Source organism: Aquimarina sp. AD1 (genome assembly GCF_003443695.1).
GTDB classification, from domain to species: Bacteria; Bacteroidota; Bacteroidia; order Flavobacteriales; family Flavobacteriaceae; genus Aquimarina; species Aquimarina latercula.
Window position 1 is genome coordinate 904,727 of record NZ_CP031966.1, and the last position, 22,428, is coordinate 927,154.

The 22,428-nt window shown below is 30.5% G+C and carries 22 protein-coding genes; 14 read left to right on the plus strand and 8 right to left on the minus strand.

Annotated features, from left to right (window positions below; translation table 11 throughout):
- Positions 1-54 precede the first annotated feature (54 nt).
- From D1815_RS04110 to D1815_RS04130, 5 genes are all read left to right on the plus strand, one after another.
- A complete protein-coding gene (locus D1815_RS04110) occupies positions 55-762 on the plus strand; it encodes a DNA alkylation repair protein (protein ID WP_118386007.1) in 708 nt (235 codons plus the stop codon).
- A gap of 231 nt (positions 763-993) precedes the next feature.
- Positions 994-1,932, plus strand: coding sequence for an AraC family transcriptional regulator (locus D1815_RS04115; RefSeq protein ID WP_118386008.1), 939 nt, complete (start codon positions 994-996; stop codon positions 1,930-1,932).
- Between the two features lie 99 nt (positions 1,933-2,031).
- Positions 2,032-3,078 carry a S41 family peptidase gene (locus D1815_RS04120; protein WP_118386009.1) on the plus strand — a complete coding sequence of 349 codons (1,047 nt, stop codon included), beginning with the start codon at positions 2,032-2,034 and terminating at the stop codon, positions 3,076-3,078.
- Between the two features lie 105 nt (positions 3,079-3,183).
- A complete protein-coding gene (locus D1815_RS04125) occupies positions 3,184-3,696 on the plus strand; it encodes a DinB family protein (RefSeq protein WP_027391692.1) in 513 nt (170 codons plus the stop codon).
- A gap of 9 nt (positions 3,697-3,705) precedes the next feature.
- Positions 3,706-4,077: a nuclear transport factor 2 family protein gene (locus D1815_RS04130; protein ID WP_027391691.1), complete on the plus strand. Its 372-nt coding sequence runs from the start codon at positions 3,706-3,708 to the stop codon at positions 4,075-4,077.
- Positions 4,078-4,111: 34 nt separating this feature from the next.
- Here D1815_RS04130 and D1815_RS04135 read toward each other — a convergent pair whose 3' ends face one another.
- The 4 genes from D1815_RS04135 to D1815_RS04150 form a co-directional block, all read right to left on the minus strand.
- Positions 4,112-4,897 (minus strand): hypothetical protein, encoded by a 786-nt coding sequence (locus tag D1815_RS04135; RefSeq protein ID WP_162897338.1) that lies wholly within the window; start codon positions 4,895-4,897, stop codon positions 4,112-4,114.
- A 61-nt stretch (positions 4,898-4,958) separates the two neighbouring features.
- Complete coding sequence (locus D1815_RS04140) at positions 4,959-5,588, minus strand: alpha/beta hydrolase (protein ID WP_118386011.1); 630 nt, start codon at positions 5,586-5,588, stop codon at positions 4,959-4,961.
- A 12-nt stretch (positions 5,589-5,600) separates the two neighbouring features.
- Complete coding sequence (locus D1815_RS04145; RefSeq protein WP_118386012.1) at positions 5,601-6,449, minus strand: serine aminopeptidase domain-containing protein; 849 nt, start codon at positions 6,447-6,449, stop codon at positions 5,601-5,603.
- 2 nt (positions 6,450-6,451) lie between these two features.
- Positions 6,452-7,015 (minus strand): TetR/AcrR family transcriptional regulator, encoded by a 564-nt coding sequence (locus tag D1815_RS04150; RefSeq protein WP_118386013.1) that lies wholly within the window; start codon positions 7,013-7,015, stop codon positions 6,452-6,454.
- Positions 7,016-7,099: 84 nt separating this feature from the next.
- Between D1815_RS04150 and D1815_RS04155 the strand changes: the two genes are divergently transcribed.
- The 5 genes from D1815_RS04155 (at position 7,100) to D1815_RS04175 (ending at position 11,778) form a co-directional block, all read left to right on the plus strand.
- A complete protein-coding gene (locus D1815_RS04155) occupies positions 7,100-7,525 on the plus strand; it encodes a PaaI family thioesterase (protein ID WP_108804051.1) in 426 nt (141 codons plus the stop codon).
- A gap of 1 nt (position 7,526) precedes the next feature.
- Positions 7,527-8,609, plus strand: coding sequence for an isochorismate synthase (locus D1815_RS04160; RefSeq protein ID WP_118386014.1), 1,083 nt, complete (start codon positions 7,527-7,529; stop codon positions 8,607-8,609).
- A gap of 54 nt (positions 8,610-8,663) precedes the next feature.
- Positions 8,664-10,388, plus strand: a complete 1,725-nt coding sequence (gene menD / locus D1815_RS04165; protein WP_118386015.1) for a 2-succinyl-5-enolpyruvyl-6-hydroxy-3-cyclohexene-1-carboxylic-acid synthase — start codon at positions 8,664-8,666, stop codon at positions 10,386-10,388.
- Positions 10,389-10,491: 103 nt separating this feature from the next.
- Complete coding sequence (locus D1815_RS04170; RefSeq protein WP_027391683.1) at positions 10,492-10,833, plus strand: DUF2853 family protein; 342 nt, start codon at positions 10,492-10,494, stop codon at positions 10,831-10,833.
- Positions 10,834-10,944: 111 nt separating this feature from the next.
- Positions 10,945-11,778 carry a S1 RNA-binding domain-containing protein gene (locus D1815_RS04175; protein ID WP_108804054.1) on the plus strand — a complete coding sequence of 278 codons (834 nt, stop codon included), beginning with the start codon at positions 10,945-10,947 and terminating at the stop codon, positions 11,776-11,778.
- 27 nt (positions 11,779-11,805) lie between these two features.
- On the opposite strand, the gene D1815_RS04180 is transcribed toward D1815_RS04175, so the two are convergent.
- Positions 11,806-12,288 (minus strand): hypothetical protein, encoded by a 483-nt coding sequence (locus tag D1815_RS04180; protein WP_108804055.1) that lies wholly within the window; start codon positions 12,286-12,288, stop codon positions 11,806-11,808.
- 169 nt (positions 12,289-12,457) lie between these two features.
- Here D1815_RS04180 and D1815_RS04185 point away from each other — a divergent pair, with 169 nt between their 5' ends.
- From D1815_RS04185 to D1815_RS04195, 3 genes are read left to right on the plus strand one after another with little or no spacing between them, the layout of a single operon-like run.
- Positions 12,458-13,300, plus strand: a complete 843-nt coding sequence (locus D1815_RS04185; RefSeq protein ID WP_108804056.1) for a 1,4-dihydroxy-2-naphthoyl-CoA synthase — start codon at positions 12,458-12,460, stop codon at positions 13,298-13,300.
- 36 nt (positions 13,301-13,336) lie between these two features.
- Complete coding sequence (locus D1815_RS04190; RefSeq protein ID WP_118386016.1) at positions 13,337-14,140, plus strand: hypothetical protein; 804 nt, start codon at positions 13,337-13,339, stop codon at positions 14,138-14,140.
- Positions 14,141-14,171: 31 nt separating this feature from the next.
- A complete protein-coding gene (locus tag D1815_RS04195) occupies positions 14,172-14,789 on the plus strand; it encodes a hypothetical protein (protein WP_118386017.1) in 618 nt (205 codons plus the stop codon).
- A gap of 9 nt (positions 14,790-14,798) precedes the next feature.
- Here the strand turns inward: D1815_RS04195 and D1815_RS04200 are convergent, their stop codons facing one another.
- Positions 14,799-17,213 carry a thiamine pyrophosphate-dependent enzyme gene (locus tag D1815_RS04200; protein WP_118386018.1) on the minus strand — a complete coding sequence of 805 codons (2,415 nt, stop codon included), beginning with the start codon at positions 17,211-17,213 and terminating at the stop codon, positions 14,799-14,801.
- 392 nt (positions 17,214-17,605) lie between these two features.
- Here D1815_RS04200 and D1815_RS04205 point away from each other — a divergent pair, with 392 nt between their 5' ends.
- Positions 17,606-18,310 carry a hypothetical protein gene (locus tag D1815_RS04205; RefSeq protein WP_162897340.1) on the plus strand — a complete coding sequence of 235 codons (705 nt, stop codon included), beginning with the start codon at positions 17,606-17,608 and terminating at the stop codon, positions 18,308-18,310.
- Between the two features lie 18 nt (positions 18,311-18,328).
- On the opposite strand, the gene D1815_RS04210 is transcribed toward D1815_RS04205, so the two are convergent.
- Together D1815_RS04210 and D1815_RS04215 are read right to left on the minus strand one after the other, a co-directional pair.
- Positions 18,329-21,160, minus strand: a complete 2,832-nt coding sequence (locus D1815_RS04210; protein ID WP_240337543.1) for a metalloprotease — start codon at positions 21,158-21,160, stop codon at positions 18,329-18,331.
- Positions 21,157-22,407 (minus strand): hypothetical protein, encoded by a 1,251-nt coding sequence (locus D1815_RS04215; protein WP_108804061.1) that lies wholly within the window; start codon positions 22,405-22,407, stop codon positions 21,157-21,159. Before D1815_RS04215 ends, D1815_RS04210 begins: the two co-directional genes overlap by 4 nt.
- Positions 22,408-22,428 lie beyond the last annotated feature (21 nt).

The following is a 22,428-nucleotide window of genomic DNA, read 5'->3' on the forward strand; positions in this document are numbered from 1 at the left end:
TACTTATTTTGTAAAATAGTAGGGATGAATAATCTATGAACAGAAAAACTTAGTGTGACTTACGATGAAATAATAGTATACCTTAATGAGCTAAAAGACCCTGAAAAAATAGTTTTCAAAGAAAAGAAATTTGGAATTGTAGCTCACAATTCTTTAGGCATATATCATAAAGATCTAAAAGAATTAGCGAAAGATATTGGAAAGGGTAGAAATGATCTTGCTTTGCAGCTTTTTGATAGTAATATATATGAAGGTAGGTTGTTGTGTAGTAAATTATTTAATACTAATGATGTTACAGAAGAACTGATGGAGAAATGGGTAAAAACCTTTGAAAACTGGGAAATTTGTGATAGCTTCTGTATGGGACTTTTTGCTAAAAGTAAATTTGCACTGGCTAAAATAATTGATTGGACAAAGAGAAAATCCGAATTCGAAAAAAGAGCTGGTTTTGCTATTATGGCTGCTTATTGTATGGCTGATAAAAAATCAGATAATGAATTGTTTGAACAATTTTTTCCAATCATTAAAAAAGAAGCAAATGACGACAGATTATATGTGAAAAAAGCGATAAATTGGGCTTTGAGAAATATTGGAAAGAGAAATATAGATTTAAATAAAAAAGCTATAAAAGTTGCTAATCAATTATTAGAATTAAAGAGCTCTTCTGCAATTTGGATAGCAAAAAATGCATTAAACGAATTGCAAAAAGAAAATGTACGAATCTCTGATTACCCAAGAAATATTTATAGAACAAAGAATTAAGTTTATTAAAACCATCCAAAGACTTATTTATTAATTGATCGTTTTACTAATAAAAACAACACCATAAATTACACAGTATTAAATATTATAGTCCTTTTTGGTGCAATACAGGGTTTTACACTATGTTTATATCTACTTTCTAAAAGAAGAGAGAATAAAAGAGCATTTAATTATTACATATTGTTTTTATTTTCTTTGTCCTTTTATAATTTGACATATGCATTCCTGTATATGAATGTCAATTCAATAGGTTTTCTTCCTTTGACTTCTTTTCCATTTCCATATAAGTATCTTATTGGTGTGGGATTTTATTTTTATATAAAAAGCCAAATAGAAAAAAAAGCTTACGTTATTTCCTTTGTTGAATATCTATTGTTTATTCCCGCAATTTTGTATGGAATCTTAAGAGCTTATTGGTATGTGATGCTCCATAGTGGTATTGATGAATATATTTTTTATAGAGTATATCAAACAGGTTTTTTTCTATATAATGATTTTGTTTATCTGACGTTTAACCTAATTCTCATGATATATGTCCTAGGATTTATTAATAAGAATAAAGTGATCATCAAAGGTTCTTTATCAATACGTAAAAATTGGGAATGGTTGTCCACGTTTTCCTGGATGTTTATTGTATTTATTATTCTTAATTTACTTCATCAAATCATTGCAGTTCTTTTTAATCTCGAAGATAGCGGAGAGTTTTACTATGTAATATTGGTTTTAAATTCTATCTATATCTATTGGATAGGTTTTATTGGTTTTACAAAATCTAATCTGCTGTTTAAAACTTTTTGCCTAAAAGATCATAAAGAAGAAGAAACAGATATTGCGTTGAGGAATAGTATAGCGTATTATATGAAAACAGAAGAGATTTTTACAAATCAAAATCTCAAAGTTTCTGATCTAGCATCTTTGTTATATATATCAGAAAAAGAACTATCCCTATATATCCACGATACGTATCATATGTCTTTCAATGATTTTATAAATACTTATAGAATCGAAAAGGTAAAAACATTGTTGGTTTCTTCTGAAGAAAAAAAGTTTACATTATTAGCAATTGCAGAAAAATCTGGTTTTAGTTCAAAATCTTCATTTAATGCGGTATTCAAAAAGATAACAGGTCTAACTCCTACGCAGTATAAGAAGAATCATAAAAACGAATAAGTCCAATATTTTTTTTCTGGACATTCTTGTGTTTTTTTAGAAGTGTTTTCCTTTTCATGGTCTATAATTTTGAAGAAGTGAAATTTAAAAACCATAGTTATGAAAAGATTTTTTTTAGTCGTAATCATTACCATTTCAGTATTTTATTCAAAGAGCTACAGTCAAGAAAAAGTTGAATCCGTTCAAGATAGTATTAATATATTCTATGATCGTTTTTTTGAACAGTTAGAAGCTAATTATCTGTATCGAAAAAATGTTAACTGGAGTAAAATAAAACCATATGTAAAAAAAGAAGCTTTGAAGAAAAGTACTTTCGAGGAATCATTAGAGGTTTGCTCGAAACTTTTTGATACTATTAAAGGAGATCATTTATTGCTTTTTTCAGAGAAAAAAATGTATCAAAGTAGTCTCAAAAGACAAATTACTAAAGAAGATTTACACAGTAGTTTATTGGCAAAATACAGTGAAGAACCAAAGTTTGATATAAAAGTAATTAATGATCATTATGGATATGTGTTTATTCCAGGAATGTTATTATTGAATGCGACAGAAAAGGAACTAAATGAAAGAAGTCAAGAAATATATGATGCCATCATAAAAGTGGATACTTCTAACAAAATAAAAGGATGGATCATTGATTTACGACTAAACATAGGAGGGAACTCCAATGTCATGCTTGCTGGATTATACCATTTAATCGGCGATAATACAGTGTCATTATATTTAGATGCGGATAGGAATGTAAAAAATCGTTCGGGACTTGATAATGGCATTTATTATGAGGATCAAAAAATACAAGCGCAAGTAAAGACAACTACTAGGCCTAAAACAGAAACCCCTGTTGCTTTAATAACTGGTGTAATGACGGCTAGTGCTGGAGAGTTTGTAGCCTTAGGTATTAGAAGAAGAAAAAACACGGTGATTATCGGAGAGGAAAGTTATGGTTTGACTACTGCTAATGATTTATTTGAATTGCCATTTAAAACAAAAGCTGCGATAACATTAAGTTATGCGACAGATAAATCTGCGACGTTTACAAAAACCATTAAACCGGAAATAGAGATTATTAAAGAGGCTAACTTTCAAGATTTAACTAAAGACAAGAATGTTATAGAGGCAATAAAGTTTATTGATGCTAAACAATAAATTTACTATTTAGTATAATCCGCTTATCTTATAAATAACTGTTAATGCAATCAATGAATGTTTCTAGAATTAGTAAATTTCAACAAAATTTATAAATAGTTATATATGCAATCATTACTTGCGCAAGAAGAATATAATCCATATTACGGAAGTTTTATAGATAAAGCAGAAAGTAATAATATCGTAGAAGGGCTACAGCTAGGAAAGAAGAAGTTTATTGATTTTGTAAACGCTATCCCTAAGGAAAAATTGACTTATGCCTATGAAGATGGTAAATGGACCATAGCAGAGGTGATACAGCATATAATTGATACGGAGCGTATATTTTCATATAGAGCACTTAGGTTCGCGAGAAAAGATGAAACTCCTTTGATTGGTTTTGATCAAGATGCTTATGTGCCGAATTCTAATGCAAATACATTTAGTATTGAAGATCTTATTGAAGACTTTGAATCCGTAAGGAATAGCTCAATTACTTTATATAAAAGATTTACATCAGAGATGTTAAGTCAAATAGGAGAGGCGAGTGGTAGCCCTATGAGTGCTAGAGCTGCGGGTTATATACTTTCTGGTCATCAAAACCATCACGTAGAAATCATTAAAGAAAGATATTTGTAAAATTTAAAGATGACAAAAGAAGAAGTAGCAAGGAAATATCTTTTTTTATTAGAAAAAGGTGACGTAGCCAAAGTAGTAGACCTATTCACCGATGATGGTATTGTGATATCTCCTTTATATGGTACGTTATCAGCAGCTAAATTCTATAAGGATTTATCGGCAGACACGAATTCTTCCAAACTTCATTTAGATGGAATATTTTTAGAGAAGGATACCAATCGACTTTCCTTACTTTTTGATTATGAATGGATACTTAAGAATAATGAAAAAGTGAATTTTAAAGTAGTTGATATTTTAGATCTTTCAGAAGATAATAAAATTCAAAAATTAACTATTATCTATGATACAGTGAATTCAAGAAGATTGATAGATACTTTATAAATAGGATATACTTTTTTCTTTGATTAATGTAATGCTATAGAACTTTTATGCTATTATTTTTTCTTAAAATTGAATCGAAATAATAAGAAAAGTTAAAGGTGTTTATATTGTTCTTTCCAATAGTTCTGCCAATAAAATTTTTAACTTCACCATTCTTTGTAACGCAGTGTATGTGAAGGGATTTAGAACCATTTTTAGAGTTTTTTGAATCAAAAATATCAAATGCGTTAAAAGCATCAACGGCAAAAATTGTAATCCCTAGTTCTCGGGCTACTTTTATATCAAATTCAGAAACAGTTCTAATATTTTTTTTGTTTTCTTGCAATTCTTTAGGATGTCCGTGTAATTGTCCTAGAAGCATTAACCCTTCTCCTACCCGTGGAGCACTATTACTACCAACGCCATATGTATTAATCATGATTTCTGAATTGGTCTTTAGCTCTGGTATCCAGTCTCTGACCGCAGAAACTTTTCCATTATTAACATTTAATACTATGAAAACCTGATTCTCTAACCCTTCTTCCATAGTGTCATCAGCAATTCTTTGTACTTCCATTTGTATCTGATCTTCATCAAATGTAATTACAGAACTATTTTTATGTAATTCTTGTATACCAGGAATAGATTTGACGCCTCCTTTTTCTTCAATTACGTAGTTCCATTCTCTAATATCAATAACTCTTAAATTATTTGTTTCGGAACCATCTAATCCTAGCTCTAGTCCTGTTACACGATCGATATAATAATCTTCATAAGGGTATACTATTTCTAAAGAAAATAGGCAGATGAGTATTATCAATAAGGAATATTTAGACATCATAATAGCTATTTAAATTAAAGCTTCTATAAGTATATGTCTTAATAACCGAAAATGTTACTGCTCAAAAAATGTTTTTAACAGTTCTTATGTCTAATTCATGACCGCCAGGATGTGATCTAAATTCTATTAGCGGTAATATCTCTTTTACACGTATTTTTTCGGCTTCTACTTTTTTGATTTCAAAATAAGGATCATTTTCACCTAAAATATGGGTCACTTTAGTGGTTTGGTTTAGAAAAGTGAAATCATCTTTTTTCAATTCCTTTGGAAATCCACCAGAAATCATTACAAACGCATTTGGTTGTATTTTTCTACTTGCGATCCATCTGCTAGCGATACTAACTCCTTGAGAATATCCTAAAACCACAAAATTCACAGAAGCTGGTAGTTTCTCTAATTCCATAATCGCATCTACATAATTGAGCACATTTTTAGTTTCTGTCCCAGTGTTTTCTTTAGTTAACCAACTAGATCCTACTCTCTTATAATCATTGTTTTTGTAATATTTAGAAGGAGCTTGCGGAGCAATAATATAATTATCTTTAGCATCAAGACTTTGAAACAAACGGATGAAATATCTACTTAAATAGCCGATTCCATGAAAAACAAGCCAAACTGTTTTGGTTTGATCGGTTAATTCATTCAATGTATCAAATGTGTTAGTAGATTGATAGACAACCTCTTTTTGCATAATTAGTTACTTTTATAGTTCAAACCATTGATCTATTATCGGCCACAAGATATCTTGATTTTTCTTTCTAAAAAAATCAAAATGTCCAATTGTTTTTAAATTGTAATCCGAAGGTTTTAAATGTTTTCTTGTAGTAAGGGCGTTGCTGTATACTCTATCTGCAAGGATATCTACCGATTTTTTAGGAGCAAAAAGATCATCATCAATACTAATGAGTAACATAGATTCTTTTATCTTTTTATAATAAGTTTTGGAGCTACCTTTTGTAAAATGTAACATAGAATCAGGATGTAATAAAAAAACAGCCCAATCTTTTGCTGCTTTTGTGGTCAATGGTCTTCCTAGTCCAAACCAACCAGATGGATAATATCCTAAAACGGAAGTAGTGATTGGAACGAAGAATTTGAAATTTAAATATATTAAAAAACGCATTCTAGGAGTAAAATGTTTATAAAAACCAAATTGAGATCCTATGGTTATGTATTTATCATAGTATTGGAAAGCATCGCTAAAACCTACACTGTTTCCTCCATAACTATGCCCAACCATATATTGAGTGTTATTTGGAAATTTCGTTTTCACATATTTAGAAACCGCATTAAAATCCATCGCCCAAGAGAAAAATCCGTGATTTTTTAAAGATTTAATGCTTTTAGAATTAGAAGAGCCAATACTGCGATAGTCAAATGTAAATACGTTGCATCCTTTTTCTGCAAGGTAATTGGCGATATTAAAATAAAACTTTTGGGGTACTGCAACTGCTGGTGCAAATACAATAGTTTTATTAGTAGGATTTTTTGGAACAAATTCATGAGCCGAAATAGGGTATCCATCGTTAGATTGAATAGTAAATGAGTTCATAATTAAGATTTTAGTATTATTTTTTCCATTCTAGAAACAGCGTTATTAACATATTTATGGTCATTATAAATACGCATTAATAAAATTCCACCTTCCAAATCTTGGACCATCTGTTCTGCAAGTGATAAGGATTCTTCTTTAGAGTAATTAGGGACTAGTAATAGTTGTAAACCAGATATGAAATCTTCAAAAAAGTGTTTAATCTCTTCCTTGTAAATAGGGTTTAAATGTGCTGTTTCTAATGCTGTATTTGCCATAATACACCCACTATTGGCGTTTTTGAACATTTTATCAATGAGTATGCGAATTTTTTTTAATTTTTGATCAGTAGTAAGGGTGTTGTTTTCAATCACCTTAAATAAATTATATTTAAAATAACTGTTCACTGTAGCTAAGACTTCTTTTATCAACTGTTCTTTGTTATTAAAATAATAATAGAAATGAGATTTTTGAATTTCACAAGCTTTTGCTAATTCACTCATACTGCTTTTGCAGATACCTTTTTCTCTAAGTATAGGGATTACTTTACTCAAGACTTCTGCTTTGGATGTTTTGGTTTTAGGCATTTTATTGAACGTTCGTTAAAATAATACATAAATATAGTTAGAATTATTTAATGCCATTGTTTATTTTTACTTAAAATTAAATTTATGAAGTTAACTGAAGAAGAGATATTGGAGCAATGTGCTAAAATGTGTAAGAATACGCTAATGGAAACATTGGATATTTCTTTTTGTGAAGTAGGTAAAGATTATTTGGTTGCAAAGATGCCTGTAACATCAAAGGTTCATCAGCCTGATGGTGTCTTACATGGTGGTGCTATGGTTGCGCTTGCAGAAAGTGTTGGTAGTGCAGCTTCTCATATTTTTTTAGATACAAAGGAGTATTATATTAGAGGATTAGAGATCTCAGCTAATCATGTAAAGAGTATAAGAGAAGGTTATGTATATGCTAGAGCCGAAATCGTGCATAAAGGAAGAACTACTCAACTTTGGGATATAAAAATACGGAATGAAGAAAAGCAATTAATTTCCATTGTAAAGTTAACGACAATAGCATTAGCAAAATCTAGGTAATATGGATATTTTGGCATTATACCTGAAAATCCAATCCCATATGGATAGTCAACTGCCATTCGTAGTATATCGAAAATCTAAAGAATTAACTATAAATTGTTTTCTGCAGAATGATAATAATTTATATGAAATAGATTCGTATAGTACAGCTGGTTTTGTTTTTTCTCCATTTGATAATAGAGAGCAAACCGTTCTAATTCCTAAAGACAAAAGTACATATTATAGTTCTTTAGTTGTATCAACAAATAAAATACCGCAGTATATTCAGAAAGATATCTTATCTACCGAACAGGATCTAGAAGCAAAAACAAAATATGTACAGCTTGTAAAAGATAGCGTACAGGCTATTAATGAAGGGCTTTTTAAAAAAGTAGTTGTTTCTAGAAGAGAAGAGGTTTCTTTTTCTAAAAAAAGTTCTTTAGAAGTTTTTAAAAGATTGATTAATTATTACCCAAATGCGTTTGTGTATTTATGGTATCATCCCGCTGTAGGAACTTGGCTTGGTGCTACACCAGAAACTCTAATGATGATAAAAGAAAATGAGTTTAGTACTATGGCTTTAGCCGGAACTCAGCCTTATGTGGATTCATTAAATGTAACATGGGGAACGAAAGAGGTTGAAGAACAAGCTATGGTTACAGATTTTGTTTTAAATAAGCTCTCATCAAAAATTCATAATATCAAAAAATCTAAAACTTATACATATAAGGCAGGTTCTTTATTACACCTTAAAACAGATATTACCGGTGTTTTAAAAAATAAAAATTCTGATATTGATTCTATTATTGAAGGGATACATCCTACACCCGCCGTATGTGGTTTGCCTAAAGAACAGGCTAGATTATTTATTTTAAACAATGAACCATATAATCGAAAGTATTATACAGGTTTTTTAGGAGAATTGTTAATCAATCACCATGGTAGTGTTGTGTCTAATCTATATGTAAATCTTAGGTGTATGGAAATAGATAAAGAGAAAGCTATTGTCTACGTCGGAGGAGGAATTACTAAAGGTTCTGTTCCAGAAAAAGAGTGGGAAGAAACTGTACGAAAGACCGAAACAATGAAAAAGGTTTTGTATTAAAATACCTTAAAAGACTGGCTTTACTTGACTCTATATTGTAATTTAGCGACTCGAATGAAGAAACGTTTATATTCCAAAATTCCTTTATCTCAAACCATAGTTGCTTTATGTGAAGCAAAAGGAATTTTCCATGTGGTTATTTCTCCCGGATCTAGAAATGCTCCTTTGACAATTGGTTTTACTGAAAACCCTAACATGAAATGCTATAGTATTGTTGATGAACGATGCGCCGCTTTTTTTGCCTTAGGAATTGCGCAACAGATAAAAAAACCTGTTGCATTAGTTTGTACTTCGGGAAGTGCATTATTAAATTATTACCCTGCAATTTCAGAGGCGTTTTATAGTGATGTACCGTTAGTAATATTAAGTGCAGATAGACCTATTGAACGTATTGATATTGGTGATGGGCAAACGATCCGACAAAAAAATGTATTCGAAAACCATATTTTATATTCAGCCAATTTATATTCAGAAATTGTTCCTGAGATTGAAGTAGATGATATTAAAATAAAACAGAAACAGCACGAAGCTCAAAAACATAATGAGCGGGAGATCAATATAGCGCTTAATAAAGCTATAGAAGGAAATGGACCTGTTCATATTAATGTTCCTTTTTATGAACCGCTATATGATACAATTATAAAACCAACAATAGTCCCTAAGAATATTCCTGTAGAGTATATAGAACAACGTATTTCAAATACGTTGCGGTCTAACATGTTGATGCAATGGAATGCATCTAAGCGTAAATTAGTATTGATAGGAGTGAACCCTCCTAATAGTATAGAAAAGGAGTTTATTGATTATTTGGCTAAAGATCCTTCGGTTTTAATTTTGACGGAAACAACATCTAATATTCATCATGAAACCCACGTAAATTGTATTGATCAATTAATTACGTCCTTAAGTGATGATGAATTTAAAGCTTTACAACCAGATGTTTTATTGACTTTTGGAGGTATGGTAGTTTCTAAAAGGATAAAGGCTTTTTTACGAAATTACCAACCTAAAGTTCATTGGCATATTGATCAAAAGAAAGCTTATGATACATATTTTTGCTTAACCGAGCATATAAAAATGCATCCTAATGCGTTCTTATCTGACTTTTTACCTGATACTAAGATTGTTGATAATGAGTATAAATCTTTTTGGATAGCAAAAAGAAATCAAAGAAGAATAAGACATGAAAAGTATCTGCAAGAAATAGATTTTTCTGATCTCAAAGCATTTGAAATGATGTTTGATCTTATTCCTAATGATCAGATGATTCAACTAAGCAATAGTTCTACGGTTAGATATGCGCAATTATTTTCATTGAATCCTTCATTTAAAGTATACTGTAATCGTGGAACAAGTGGAATAGATGGAAGTACTTCTACTGCGATAGGTGCAGCAGTAGCTTCAGGCATTCCTACTACGTTAATAACAGGTGATCTTAGTTTTTTTTATGATAGTAACGGGTTGTGGAATGATTCTATTCCTTCTAATTTCAAGATTATTTTAATTAATAATAGTGGAGGAGGGATTTTTAGAATTTTACCAGGTAAATCTGAGAGCCATAATTTTAGTACTTATTTTGAAACGAAACATAGTTTAACAGCAGAACAATTGTCTACTATGTTTAATTTTAAGTATACTACCGTCCAAGGAAAGGATGAACTAGAACAAGCAATAAGAAATCTTTATAATGAGAATGATAAACCTCAAATATTAGAGGTTTTTACTCCTAGAAAAATGAATGATGGTGTTTTAATCGATTATTTTAAGCATTTTGTCTAAAAAAACAGTTTTATTATAATTTATAAATGAATTATTCATTTATAAATAAGTTATATTTGAGATAACATAATAAATTAACTAAAACCTAAAACATTATCACCTTATGAGTAAAAGAGACGAATTGATTACTAAGTACGCTGCGGATATTAAAGATAAAATTGGTCAAACTCCGGATATGGACTTTTTAACTAAAGTTACTATTGGTTGTGGGCCTTCTATTTATAATAAGGATGCTGCTACGGTATCTGGGAGTGATCCTTCAGAATTAGAAACTGTAAAGAAAAATTTCTTAATTAAAAAGTTAGGTCTTTCTGATGGACCAAAGTTAGATGAGGCAATTGCTTCTGTTATGGATGCATATGGAAAATCTAATAGAAATAAATATAGAGCAGTTGTTTATTATTTATTAGCAAAGCATTTTAAGAAAGAATCTGTATACAAATAGAATAACAGATATTAGAAAACAAAAAAGGTGTTCTTGATTGAGCACCTTTTTTTGTTTTAATATGATATATAGGAAGATTAAACAATTATCTTTGCGCAAAAATATAAAACGATGCTTAAGCTTGGTGAATATAACACGTTAGAATTTGTAAGAGAGAGAGATCAAGGTGTTTATCTTAGTGATGATGAAGGGAATGAAGTGTTATTGCCTAATAAATATGTTCCGAATCAGTTTATGATTAGAGACGAGATCAAAGTATTTCTTTACTTAGATCATGAAGAACGGATTGTTGCAACTACTTTAGAACCTTATGCCACTGTAAAATCATTTGCCTATTTAAAGTGCACTACCGTTTCGGATATTGGAGCATTTATGGATTGGGGTTTAGAAAAAGAACTGTTTATACCTTTTAGAGAGCAAGCCTCTAAGATGAGAATCGGGAGCTGGTATCTTGTTTATGTTTATCTAGATGAGGAAACAAACAGATTAGTTGGATCAAGTAAGACGAATGCATTTTTAGATAACTCTTTAGTCTTGTTATCTTCTTATGATGAAGTAGATTTAATTGCATCACATCCATCTCCTTATGGATGGAATATGATTGTCAATCAAAAGCATTTGGGCTTAGTGTATGAAGATGAGATCTTTCAGAAAGTAACGCCAGGAGATCAGTTAAAAGGATTTGTAAAAAAAGTGCGCCCTGATGGAAAGATTGATCTTACATTACAGCGACATGGGTATCGTTCTATAGAACCTAATGCTCAGCAAATACTAGATGAATTAAAGTCAAGTGGAGGATTTATTGATCTTAATGATAAGTCTGATCCTAATGACATAAAAGATGTTTTTCAATTAAGTAAAAAAAGCTTTAAGAAGGCTATAGGTTCTTTATATAAAGCAAAAAAAATAGTGATAGAAAAAGACGGTATTCGTTTAGTAGATTAGTTTCAATAATTAATCCACAGCCTTTTTTTAATACGTTAAAGGAACACCGGTTACAGGGCAGTATATTCCTGTATAAGTACTTGCATCTCTATAAGCATTGTTTTTAACACTTCCTTTTCCGGTATTATTAGTGTTGTACCCTCCATTCCCTGTTATCGTAAATCTTAAATTATTTTGATTTTGATTTGTGCTATTAGGAAGAGAGAACGCATAATCTGATTGTATAAACTTATTTTCAGGAAGTAAAAGAATTGGTGTTTCGTTTTCAAGATGCTGCTTACGTAAATCAATTGATAAATTGATTTCCATTAAAACGTAATTTCCAGTAGAAATTAGTTCTCGTATATAGGATAAAGAAGGAGTTATTTCTTTATGTTCAAGTGTATATTGAGAACTGTTATCCGCAATATGTGTATTCCAAGTTTCCCAATCGATTGTTAATGAGGGCTTTTCTTGTCCATAAGAGATAAGGCCAATACAGCTTAAAAATATGATAGGGAAAATCTTCATAGTAATTTCTAATTATCTGTTTTGTCTAAAATATCAAAAATCGTGCAAAACCTGTGTTAATTTATATGAAAGATGTAAAAATATTACTTTTTTAACTTGATTTAACTACTATAATGATGTAGCTGGATACAATATATTATATTATTTTTGATAGCATAAAAAAAATATAATGAGTTCGATAAACTGGAAAACTGTAAAAGAATATCAAGATATAACCTATAAAAAATCAAATGGTGTTGCCAGAATAGCATTTAATAGACCTAATGTTCGTAATGCTTTTAGGCCAAATACTACAAGTGAATTGTACGATGCTTTTTATGATGCTCAAGAAGATACATCTATAGGAGTTGTGTTACTTTCTGCAGAAGGTCCATCAACCAAGGATGGTGTATATAGTTTTTGTAGCGGTGGTGATCAAAAAGCTAGAGGACATCAAGGCTATGTGGGTCAGGATGGAATGCATAGATTGAATATTCTAGAGGTACAACGGTTAATAAGATTTATGCCAAAAGTGGTAATCGCAGTAGTGCCTGGATGGGCAGTAGGAGGAGGGCATAGTTTGCATGTTGTTTGTGATTTAACCTTAGCAAGTAAAGAGCATGCTATTTTTAAACAAACAGATGCGGATGTTACTAGTTTTGATGGTGGATATGGATCTGCTTACTTGGCAAAAATGGTAGGGCAAAAAAAGGCTCGTGAAATTTTCTTTTTAGGCAGGAATTATTCTGCGCAAGAAGCATATGAAATGGGTATGGTAAATGCCGTTATACCTCACGAAGAATTAGAAGACACCGCTTATCAGTGGGCTCAAGAGATATTAGAAAAATCACCTACTTCTATTAAAATGCTAAAATTTGCAATGAACCTTACTGATGATGGTATGGTCGGGCAACAGGTTTTTGCTGGTGAAGCAACTAGATTAGCATATATGACGGAAGAAGCAAAAGAAGGAAGAAATGCCTTTTTAGAAAAAAGGAAGCCTGATTTTAAAGATATTAAATGGATACCATAGTAGTGTAAATGATTTTATAGAAATTTAGAATGCGAAATGAAAAATAAAGAAGACGAATTACTATCTGTACAATATAGGATTGAAAAATCTGGTATGAAACAGCAGAAACTAGAAGATCGTCTTGTTTCTATATCCAAAGAATTGAAGAGAAGTAAAAGGAATAGTATCATTTTTATGATTTTGTTCTTTTTGGTAGTGATAGGAATGTCTTTTACTATGTATTATCTAAATCAGGATGGTTTTAACCCAGATTCAGATCAAGCAAAGGACACGCCCGAGAATATAGATCAGATAAAAAAAATGAATGATTCTTTGCAAGAAGAGTTAATGAAATTAAAAACTGATATATCTGATTATAAAGAAAAACTGGGATCACGTGTTGAAGGTAATTCTGAAATAAGTGTTGACTCCACTGTTGTATATAGTATTAAGGATACAATAGAAGATGACTCTAAAAAACTAAAATTTAAAAAACAACATTGTTACGTGAAGAATGTGTTTAGAACCAATGGTGTTATTTTTATTGAAGTAGATTATATTGAGTATTATAAGGGTAGAAAGGCTGTAGAAAAAGCAAAAGAAAATAACGAGGCCGAGTATGATATTGATAAAAATGGCGATACCTTATATTTTTTATATGATAATTACTATGTTTCTAATACAAATACCAAACTAAGAAGATTAGAGCTAAATGATAAGGTTCGTATTCAGAGTTTAAATCAAATTTCTAAAGGATTTCCTTTAAAAGCTTTTCAGAAAATTATCTCAGATAATCCTATTATGCTATTAGAGATGAATGATGGAATTGTTTATAAAATAACCAAACAAAAATTACCATAAGCCTATAAAGTATCATTAAACCAACATACCAATGCCAGATATTAAAAACGAAGATCTTTTATCATTGCATTATCAAATAGAAAAAGCTGAAGTAGAGCAACGAAAATTAGAAGATCTTCTTAATGACAAATCTGTTGAACTAAAGAGAAATAGAGCGTCAAAATTGATGCTTAAAATGTTATGTTCTGCATTGTTGATACTTACAATAGCGTTAATTGTTTACGTAGTATTTTGGGTAGATAGAGATAATGGTGATACTGTAGTAATGGAAAACAAGGAGTTTTCTTCTTTTCAGTCAGAAATTAACGGGTTAAAAACACAGCTTAATCAATTGAAAAGTGATCAATCTGATTTAAATGACTTGAAAAATCTTTATATGTACAGAGATTTGATAAATAAGGACACTGTTTACTCTGTTCAAATTCAATCGTTTACAGATAAAAAAGTTTCTTTGATTTCAGAAAAATTCACGAATTCTCTTGTGTATAGTGATACCTCTTATTATAAGTTAAGTTTAGGTATTTTCGAAACACTAATAGAAGCGCAGGAATTCAGGAAAACACTACTTAAATCTGGTGTTATTGATAAAAATATTTTCGTTATTTCTTATAAAGAAGGTAAACGAATTAAAATAGAAAATCCTTTTTAACTAAGTTGATTATCTTAACCTAGGAAAATTAGATGGATTTACTTCGTTCATTATTTCATACACCTTTTCAAAAATATCTTCGGTAGACGGTTTACTAAAGTAATCACCATCTGTTCCAAATGCAGGACGATGTGGTTGCGCACTTAAAGTTTGCGGTTCACTATCTAAATATTGATATATATTTTGCTCATCAATAAGTTTGTGAAGTATATATCCAGTAGCTCCTCCAGGAACATCCTCATCTATTACCAAAACTCTGTTTGTTTTAGCAATACTTTTTACGATATCGTGAGTTAGATCAAATGGTATAAGAGATTGAACATCGATTACCTCTGCGTTTATCCCTACGGATAGTAATTCTTTTGCTGCTTGCTCAACTAATCTTAGTGTAGAGCCATAAGAAATTAATGTAATGTCACTTCCTTCTTTTACAGTTTCTACCACGCCTAATGGAGTTCTTATTTCTGATAAATTAGAAGGCATTTTTTCTTTTAAACGATATCCATTCAGGCATTCTACAACAACGGCAGGTTCATCACTATCTAGCAATGTATTGTAAAATCCGGCAGCTTTAGTCATGTTTCTGGGAACAAGAATGTGAATACCTCTTAATAAATGAATCAATCCACCCATTTGAGATCCAGAGTGCCATATACCTTCTAAACGGTGCCCTCTTGTTCTAACAATTAGTGGTGCTTTTTGCTTAGCAAAAGTTCTATATCTTAAAGTAGCAAGATCATCACTTAGCCCCTGAATACAATAAAGTATGTAATCTAAATATTGTATTTCTGCTATGGGTCTAAGACCTCTCATTGCCATACCAATTCCTTGTCCGATTATAGTTGCTTCTCTAATTCCGGCATCAGAAACTCTGATCTCTCCAAATTTCTGTTGTAATCCTTCAAGACCTTGATTAACATCACCAATTTTACCACTATCTTCTCCAAAAATTAAAGATTCAGGTACTCTACTAAATATTTGATCAAAATTATCTCTTAATATAACACGGGCATCTACTATCTCAGTATTATCAGCATATTCAGGTTTTACCTCTTTTATCTTAGTAGCATTACTGTCAAAATCGTTATATAGGTGATCACTATATTTTGGTTGGATTTCTGCAATGTAATTGTTGATCCAATTCTGAAGAGCCGTTTTTTCAGGAAAATCTTCTTTAATTAAATATCGTAATGTTCTTCTAGTTGCTTCTAGAATATCTTTTCTTATTGGTTCATCTTTATCTGCTAACGTTCTTACAAGAGGGGAGATAAAGTTTTTATTAGCACTTTTGTTTTCTACTGCTTCTAATCTTATTAAAGCTTCTTTTTGTTCTTCTTTAATCTCAGAGATATATGCATTCCAAGCACTGTTTTTACCTTGCCTTACTGCCTTTTTACAAGATTTTTCTAGTTCTAGTAATTCATCAGCAGTTGCTATATTGTGATCAATAATCCATTCCTTAAATTTCTTGTTACAATCGTGCTCACGCTCCCAGTTTAAGCGTTCTTCACTTTTATACCTCTCGTGAGAACCAGAAGTGGAGTGACCTTGTGGTTGTGTAAGCTCCTTTACGTGTACAATTACTGGGATATGTTGTTCTCTAGCTAGATCTTCTGCAGTTTCATAGGCCTCTACTAAAGCTGGATAATCCCAGCCATTAACCACAATGATTTCGTAACCATCGTGCTTTTCATCTCGTCTGAAACCCTCTAGAACTAAAGATATATTTTCTTTAGTAGTCTGGTGTTTTGCATGAACAGAAATACCATATTCATCATCCCAGATACTAATTACCATAGGTACTTGTAAAACACCTCCAGCATTTACTGTTTCCCAAAAAAGACCTTCACTTGTACTTGCGTTACCGATTGTACCCCATGCTACTTCATTTCCATTGATTGAAAAGTTGGTGTGTTCAGAAACGCTTTTTTCATTGCGATATACTTTGGATGCTTGCGCTAACCCTAATAATCGAGGCATTTGCCCAGCTGTAGGAGAAATATCTGAACTTGAGTTCTTTTGTTTTGTAAGATTTTTCCAAGATCCATCTTCATTAAGACTATGAGTAGCAAAGTGTCCACCCATCTGTCTCCCTGCTGCGAAAGGCTCTTTTTCAATATCTGTATGCGCATACAATCCTGCAAAAAATTGTTCTACATTGTATTGATCAATTGCCATCATAAAGGTTTGATCTCTATAATATCCCGATCTAAAATCACCATCACGAAACACTCTAGCCATTGCTAATTGTGGTAATTCTTTACCTCCTCCAAAAATTCCGAACTTAGATTTTCCGGTAAGTACTTCTCGACGTCCTAACAAACTACACTCTCTACTCGTTAAAGCGATTTTATAATCTCTAAGTATTTGATCTTTATATTCTTCGAAAGAAATATTAGGTGTAATAGTTGTTTCAGACTGCATGTGAACGATTTTTTACGGTTCGCAAATTTAGCTAAAATTCAGGTCAATTCCAAGATAAGAAGTATTAAAGTTATTGATGATAATTCATATAAAATAGCTTTTTGTTGTTGAATTCTTTTTTTTGGGTATTATTTTAAGACTTGATTAACAAATACTCAAAATTTTCACATTTATAAAAATAAGCATAGCAGGATAGCTATTTGTTATAATTTTTGAATAGTACAATGGTTTTTATATATCTGATAATCAATGTGTTTTTATGTGAAGATATTTTGAAATAGTTTTTTGTAAATGTAGGAATTAAGGTTTGTCTTCTTTTTTTCCTACAAATCCAAAAAATAATATAACTTAGAAGAAATATTAATTATCATTATTAATGTAATCGTGAATTTTTGAAGAAAATAAAAGTCACCGACATATTATTTTACCTTGCTTTTTTAGTAGTTATTATAGTTGCTACATTTTTTGACAGGAAATATTTAGCCTATGCCTTGCCTTTAACCATATTCTCTATTGGAGCTATATATTTATGTAATACTAAGAAGATTAATCTATGGTATGTGTTGAGTCTGGTTTCTATGATCTTCTGTGATGTTCTTATTTATACTGATTTTATATTTAATTTCTCGTATATATGTATTCTAACATCTTTGTATTTTATATTCTGTACAATTGCTATAAGAAAGTATCTATTTATTAAAACTGTTCAACGTAGTACGTTTTTATCAATACCAATTTTAATTAGCTCTGCGTTAGTTGCATATTTGATTTTTTCTATTTCTCAATTACTAATTGATATGGTCAGAGAAGCTATTCCAGAAGTAGTTTTTTGTTTGTTCAGCTCTACAGTATATATGTTAGTGGCATATCTTATTTATATGCAAGATACATATAGAGACGGTTTGAAATTAATTATAGTTTCTTGTTTATGCATATTTATAATTTCTTTATTACCCATTAACGAATTATTTTATTTTAATAATATTTTCACTGTTCTTATTAATGTAGCACACGTGCTAAGTATGTACATTTTTATGAAATTCTTGCTAGAAACTACTCCAGAAAAAACTATTGATGCAAACGAGCGTTATTTATAGAAATAATTATTTAATGAATTAGTACCATCTTCTGGTAAAAAGCCCAATTAAAGTTTGAGGACTTAGCGTAACAATAAACCTAATTTTCTCGTCATAATTAGGTTGGTTTATTTCAAAACCATTATTGGATGCAATAGGGAAGAAAAGCTCAAAATAATCTGCCACAAGGCTTAATCTTATACCTGCATCATATACAAATTCAGGAGAAACACCTCTGTTTTTAACTAAACCAGCATCGGCATATGCGTATACCCAATTCCAGATGTTAGTATTGGCATTAAGTGTGGTGATCCATTGATTTGCAAACGGAAAATCTAATTGAGATTTAAAACCTCCTTCTGCAATTATAATTTGTTGACTTACCAAACCAGTATCTTCACTACGACCTAAGTAATTAAAATCAAAAAGGTAATCTGTAGGGCGATCTAAGGCAAAGCTAAAAAAATCACCGTCTCTACTGGTATCATTAAATATAAAAGCTCCTGCAAAAAGACGAAGATTAAGCTGTCTATTATTAAGAAATAATTTTCTATAATTTATAGTCGTAGAAAATTTACTAAAATTTTTATTTAGTTGATAGTCAAAATTAAAAGAAGAAGAGTTTATAAGATTAAAGTTAGAATATGTATATCGTACATTAAAAACACTGTAATCTGGAGTGTTAACAGGATTTACCTCATCACGTTGTCTAAAAACATTTACACTTCTTATACTAAGGTTTTGACTTTTATTGGAACGTAAATCTTCGGGTCTCCAAGAAAATCGTACCGTTGGAGAAAAACGTCTTACCAATAGTCCAGGCGCATAACTAGAACTACTACCGCTAAAAGAATATCTTATTAAAAAAAGATCATCATCAGCAATTTGCTGTCGTACTTGAAAAAAACCAGAACCTAACAGTTTTTGAGAAGCAAACCCATAACTAGGTTTGATTCTGTAATCAAAGTTTTTTCTAATGATGTTTTTATTAAAAAATTTAGACCCAATAGTAAACCCATCATATACATTATTGAATTCGAACTCTGGAGTATAGAATATTTGACTTTTAGTAGGGTCTTCTACATCTTGTATAAAAGTGAAATGAAACGGTTTATTAAAAATCCAGTTTAGATTTCTATAGTTATTCCTTCGATTAAATTCTGGAATATTTTGATCATAATCTAAGACTAATTTATCAATATCTTCATTACCGATTGTTACCTTTTTTTTACCTTTTATATCTTTAACCCAGGTTTTAGAGACTAGTACATCATCCCTAGTTGCGCCCAATGATATCGGCATATTGTTGTCTCTCTTATTTTTTATTGTAACCTCTAGAGAGTCTTTGCTCTTTTTGACAGATGAAATTTTAAAATCAAGTTTCTGATTCGTCTTGACATAATCTTCAAAAAACCAATCAACATCCTTTGTGGCAAGTCGTTTTAATATTTTTTCAAATTCTTGAGAATTTGTTTGTTTCAATATATTATTAGTAAAATATTCTTGGATTGCCTCCGCAAGAATATTATCATCTTCTAAATAATCTTCTAAGTACTTGAAACCTACACCAGCTTTATATGCATTGGCAATATTTTTATTAAACTTAATGAGTTTATCTTGTGGAGTGTTTAAAGCCTGATCTCTAAAGTTGCGTATAATATTTTTATATCCTAAAAAGTATTGATCATTAAATTTTAGGTCGGCAGCATGAAACCATCGTAACCCTATAACTTTACTTAGATTACCAATTATTTTCATTTCAGGGTAATACTGCTCAGTATATGCCATCATTATATAGATATGTATTGCATCTTTTATCCAAGCATCATATCTAGGGTTAATGATTAATGTTTTTTCCAAATAACTTTCTGTTATTGCCTTAAGTTGTTTGATCTCGTACTGAAAACCATCAGGAAATGGTCTTAAAATATCAGGTAATTGATTTAAACCATATACAGGGTTTTTTTTATAATCATTTTCTGAAACTAAAATTTTATCGAAAGGGTATGGGCCTAAGTGTTTTTCTAGAAATTTTAGAATTTTTTCTACGGCTACACTTTTCATTTCAGGCATCAAATCATTATCCCTGATATTACTTATGAATTCGATATTCTTCGTTTCAATATTATAAAAACTATTCTCTTTTTCTACATATAAATTAACTTCATTTCGCTTCTCGCCAACAAGTTGAATCGTTTTAATGGGATCATCTGAATCGGTTAATATTTCTTGATCAAATTCACTGGTAAGGTGATACATGGAAGGTAGCGTAAGATTAATTTTGTAATCTATTGTTGGTGCATACAGATCATCTAGATTTTTATGACTATACGTATTCCACTTTGTGTCATAGACAGCAGGTAGAATATACCAATGTTTTAAACTGAAATTTCCATTTTTATGATAACCATACCTGGTGAATTTTTCGCTAGGTAATTTTACTTGATATTTTAAATTAAAGGTAAAGCTTTCTCCTGGTGATAATAATGTATCTATATCTAATTTTAAAATATCAGGAGCTTGTTTTTGAATTGACCAAGTTAACTGTTTTGATGTTTGATCAGAGATAGATTCAATGCTAGTTGATCCTCGCTCGTAATCTTTTGCAAAATAAAACTTTCTAATAAAATCTTCAGAAAAACGCTTTCCTAATGGAGTTGTTTTACTAGAAAAACTATTAGCCCAATCATGTAAAAAAATCTCTTGTAAGGTGTCATTTGAGGTATTCCTAAATGTAATCTCTTGTTGTATTGATATTATCTTGTTTTCAGTATCGAGAACTCCATCAATAACGATATTATGTTGTGCATAAGTATTAGCTAGAAATAAAAATACAGTAAGAATTATATGGAATATTCTGATAAGTTTCAATTTACTTTTAAAAATTTGATGGCATTACTATTTATATTAGTTGGGACAAGATAATACATTCCTTGATTTAATTCAGAGACAGAAATATTAGTAATAGTATTACTATCTGCAGAAAACGATTTTATTTTTTGTCCTAAAGTATTATATATTTCAAAATCTATTGATTCTAAAGTATTATCAATTTGTAAAGACAGTTCATCACGGATAATGTTACCATTGGTTAATTGTATGTTTTTTATTGTTTCTGTAAATTCCGGAGTATTTAAAAACTGTTGGTTTGATTGTAGTTCCATCACTACAGGTAAATGATCACTCATAGTATATAATGCATCTCTCAATGAACTATCATATATTCCCGTACAATCTGTATCATCAATTCTTTGATTATAACAATCACCATTATTACCATAAGCAAGATAACTATCAGGAACATAACTTAATTCTGTATTGTTTATCATATTTTCTGATATTAAAATAAAATCAAAGCGATCGTCTAATCCACCACCGCTTCCAAAATTATCAAAGTCTTCACTACTAAGACGGGTGCTTTGGGTATGTATTGTGGTAAAAGTCTCATTACTAGTCCAGTTTCCTGGCTTATTTATAGGATCAACCATGGTAATCTTATTGTTACTATTTAGTAACTCTTGATAAGCGGGTTCATCCGAAGAATATACGTTTAGATCACCGGCAAAAATGACATATGCATCTTCATCTAGATTCTCATAATTATCAATGAATTTATTAACCATATTTAAACGCTTAACCTCATTTTCTGTACCTCTGCTTGCTTTTAAGTGTGATACGAAAACTTCAATTCTAATAGGATTTGCGACTTGATTGTCTGATATTAATTCTAAGGTATACCAGTTAATATCTCTTATTGTAGTTGTTAGTCTTTGGCTATCTATTAAAGTAAACTTTTGGTTATTATAATATAATAATTGATGTAGCTCTACATCGGAGTTAGAAAAATTACTTAAAAAAGGAGCGCTAGAATAATTAGTGTTATCATCGTTTAATGATTCATTTAATATTTCCTCACCTCCAATTTCTGTTTCTAATTCACAAATCATAAAAATATCAGGTTCATAACTATCTATTATAGTTTCTAATATTTCTTCTCTATTTTCTGGAGGGGCAGCGGGGTAGTTAAGAACATTATAGAACATGGTTTTAATGGTGGCTTGTCCAAAAGAAATTTGGACACCAAAAAGTAGTACAAGGGGTATGAATATTCCTTTCATTATTGAGTTTGTTGAGTTTGT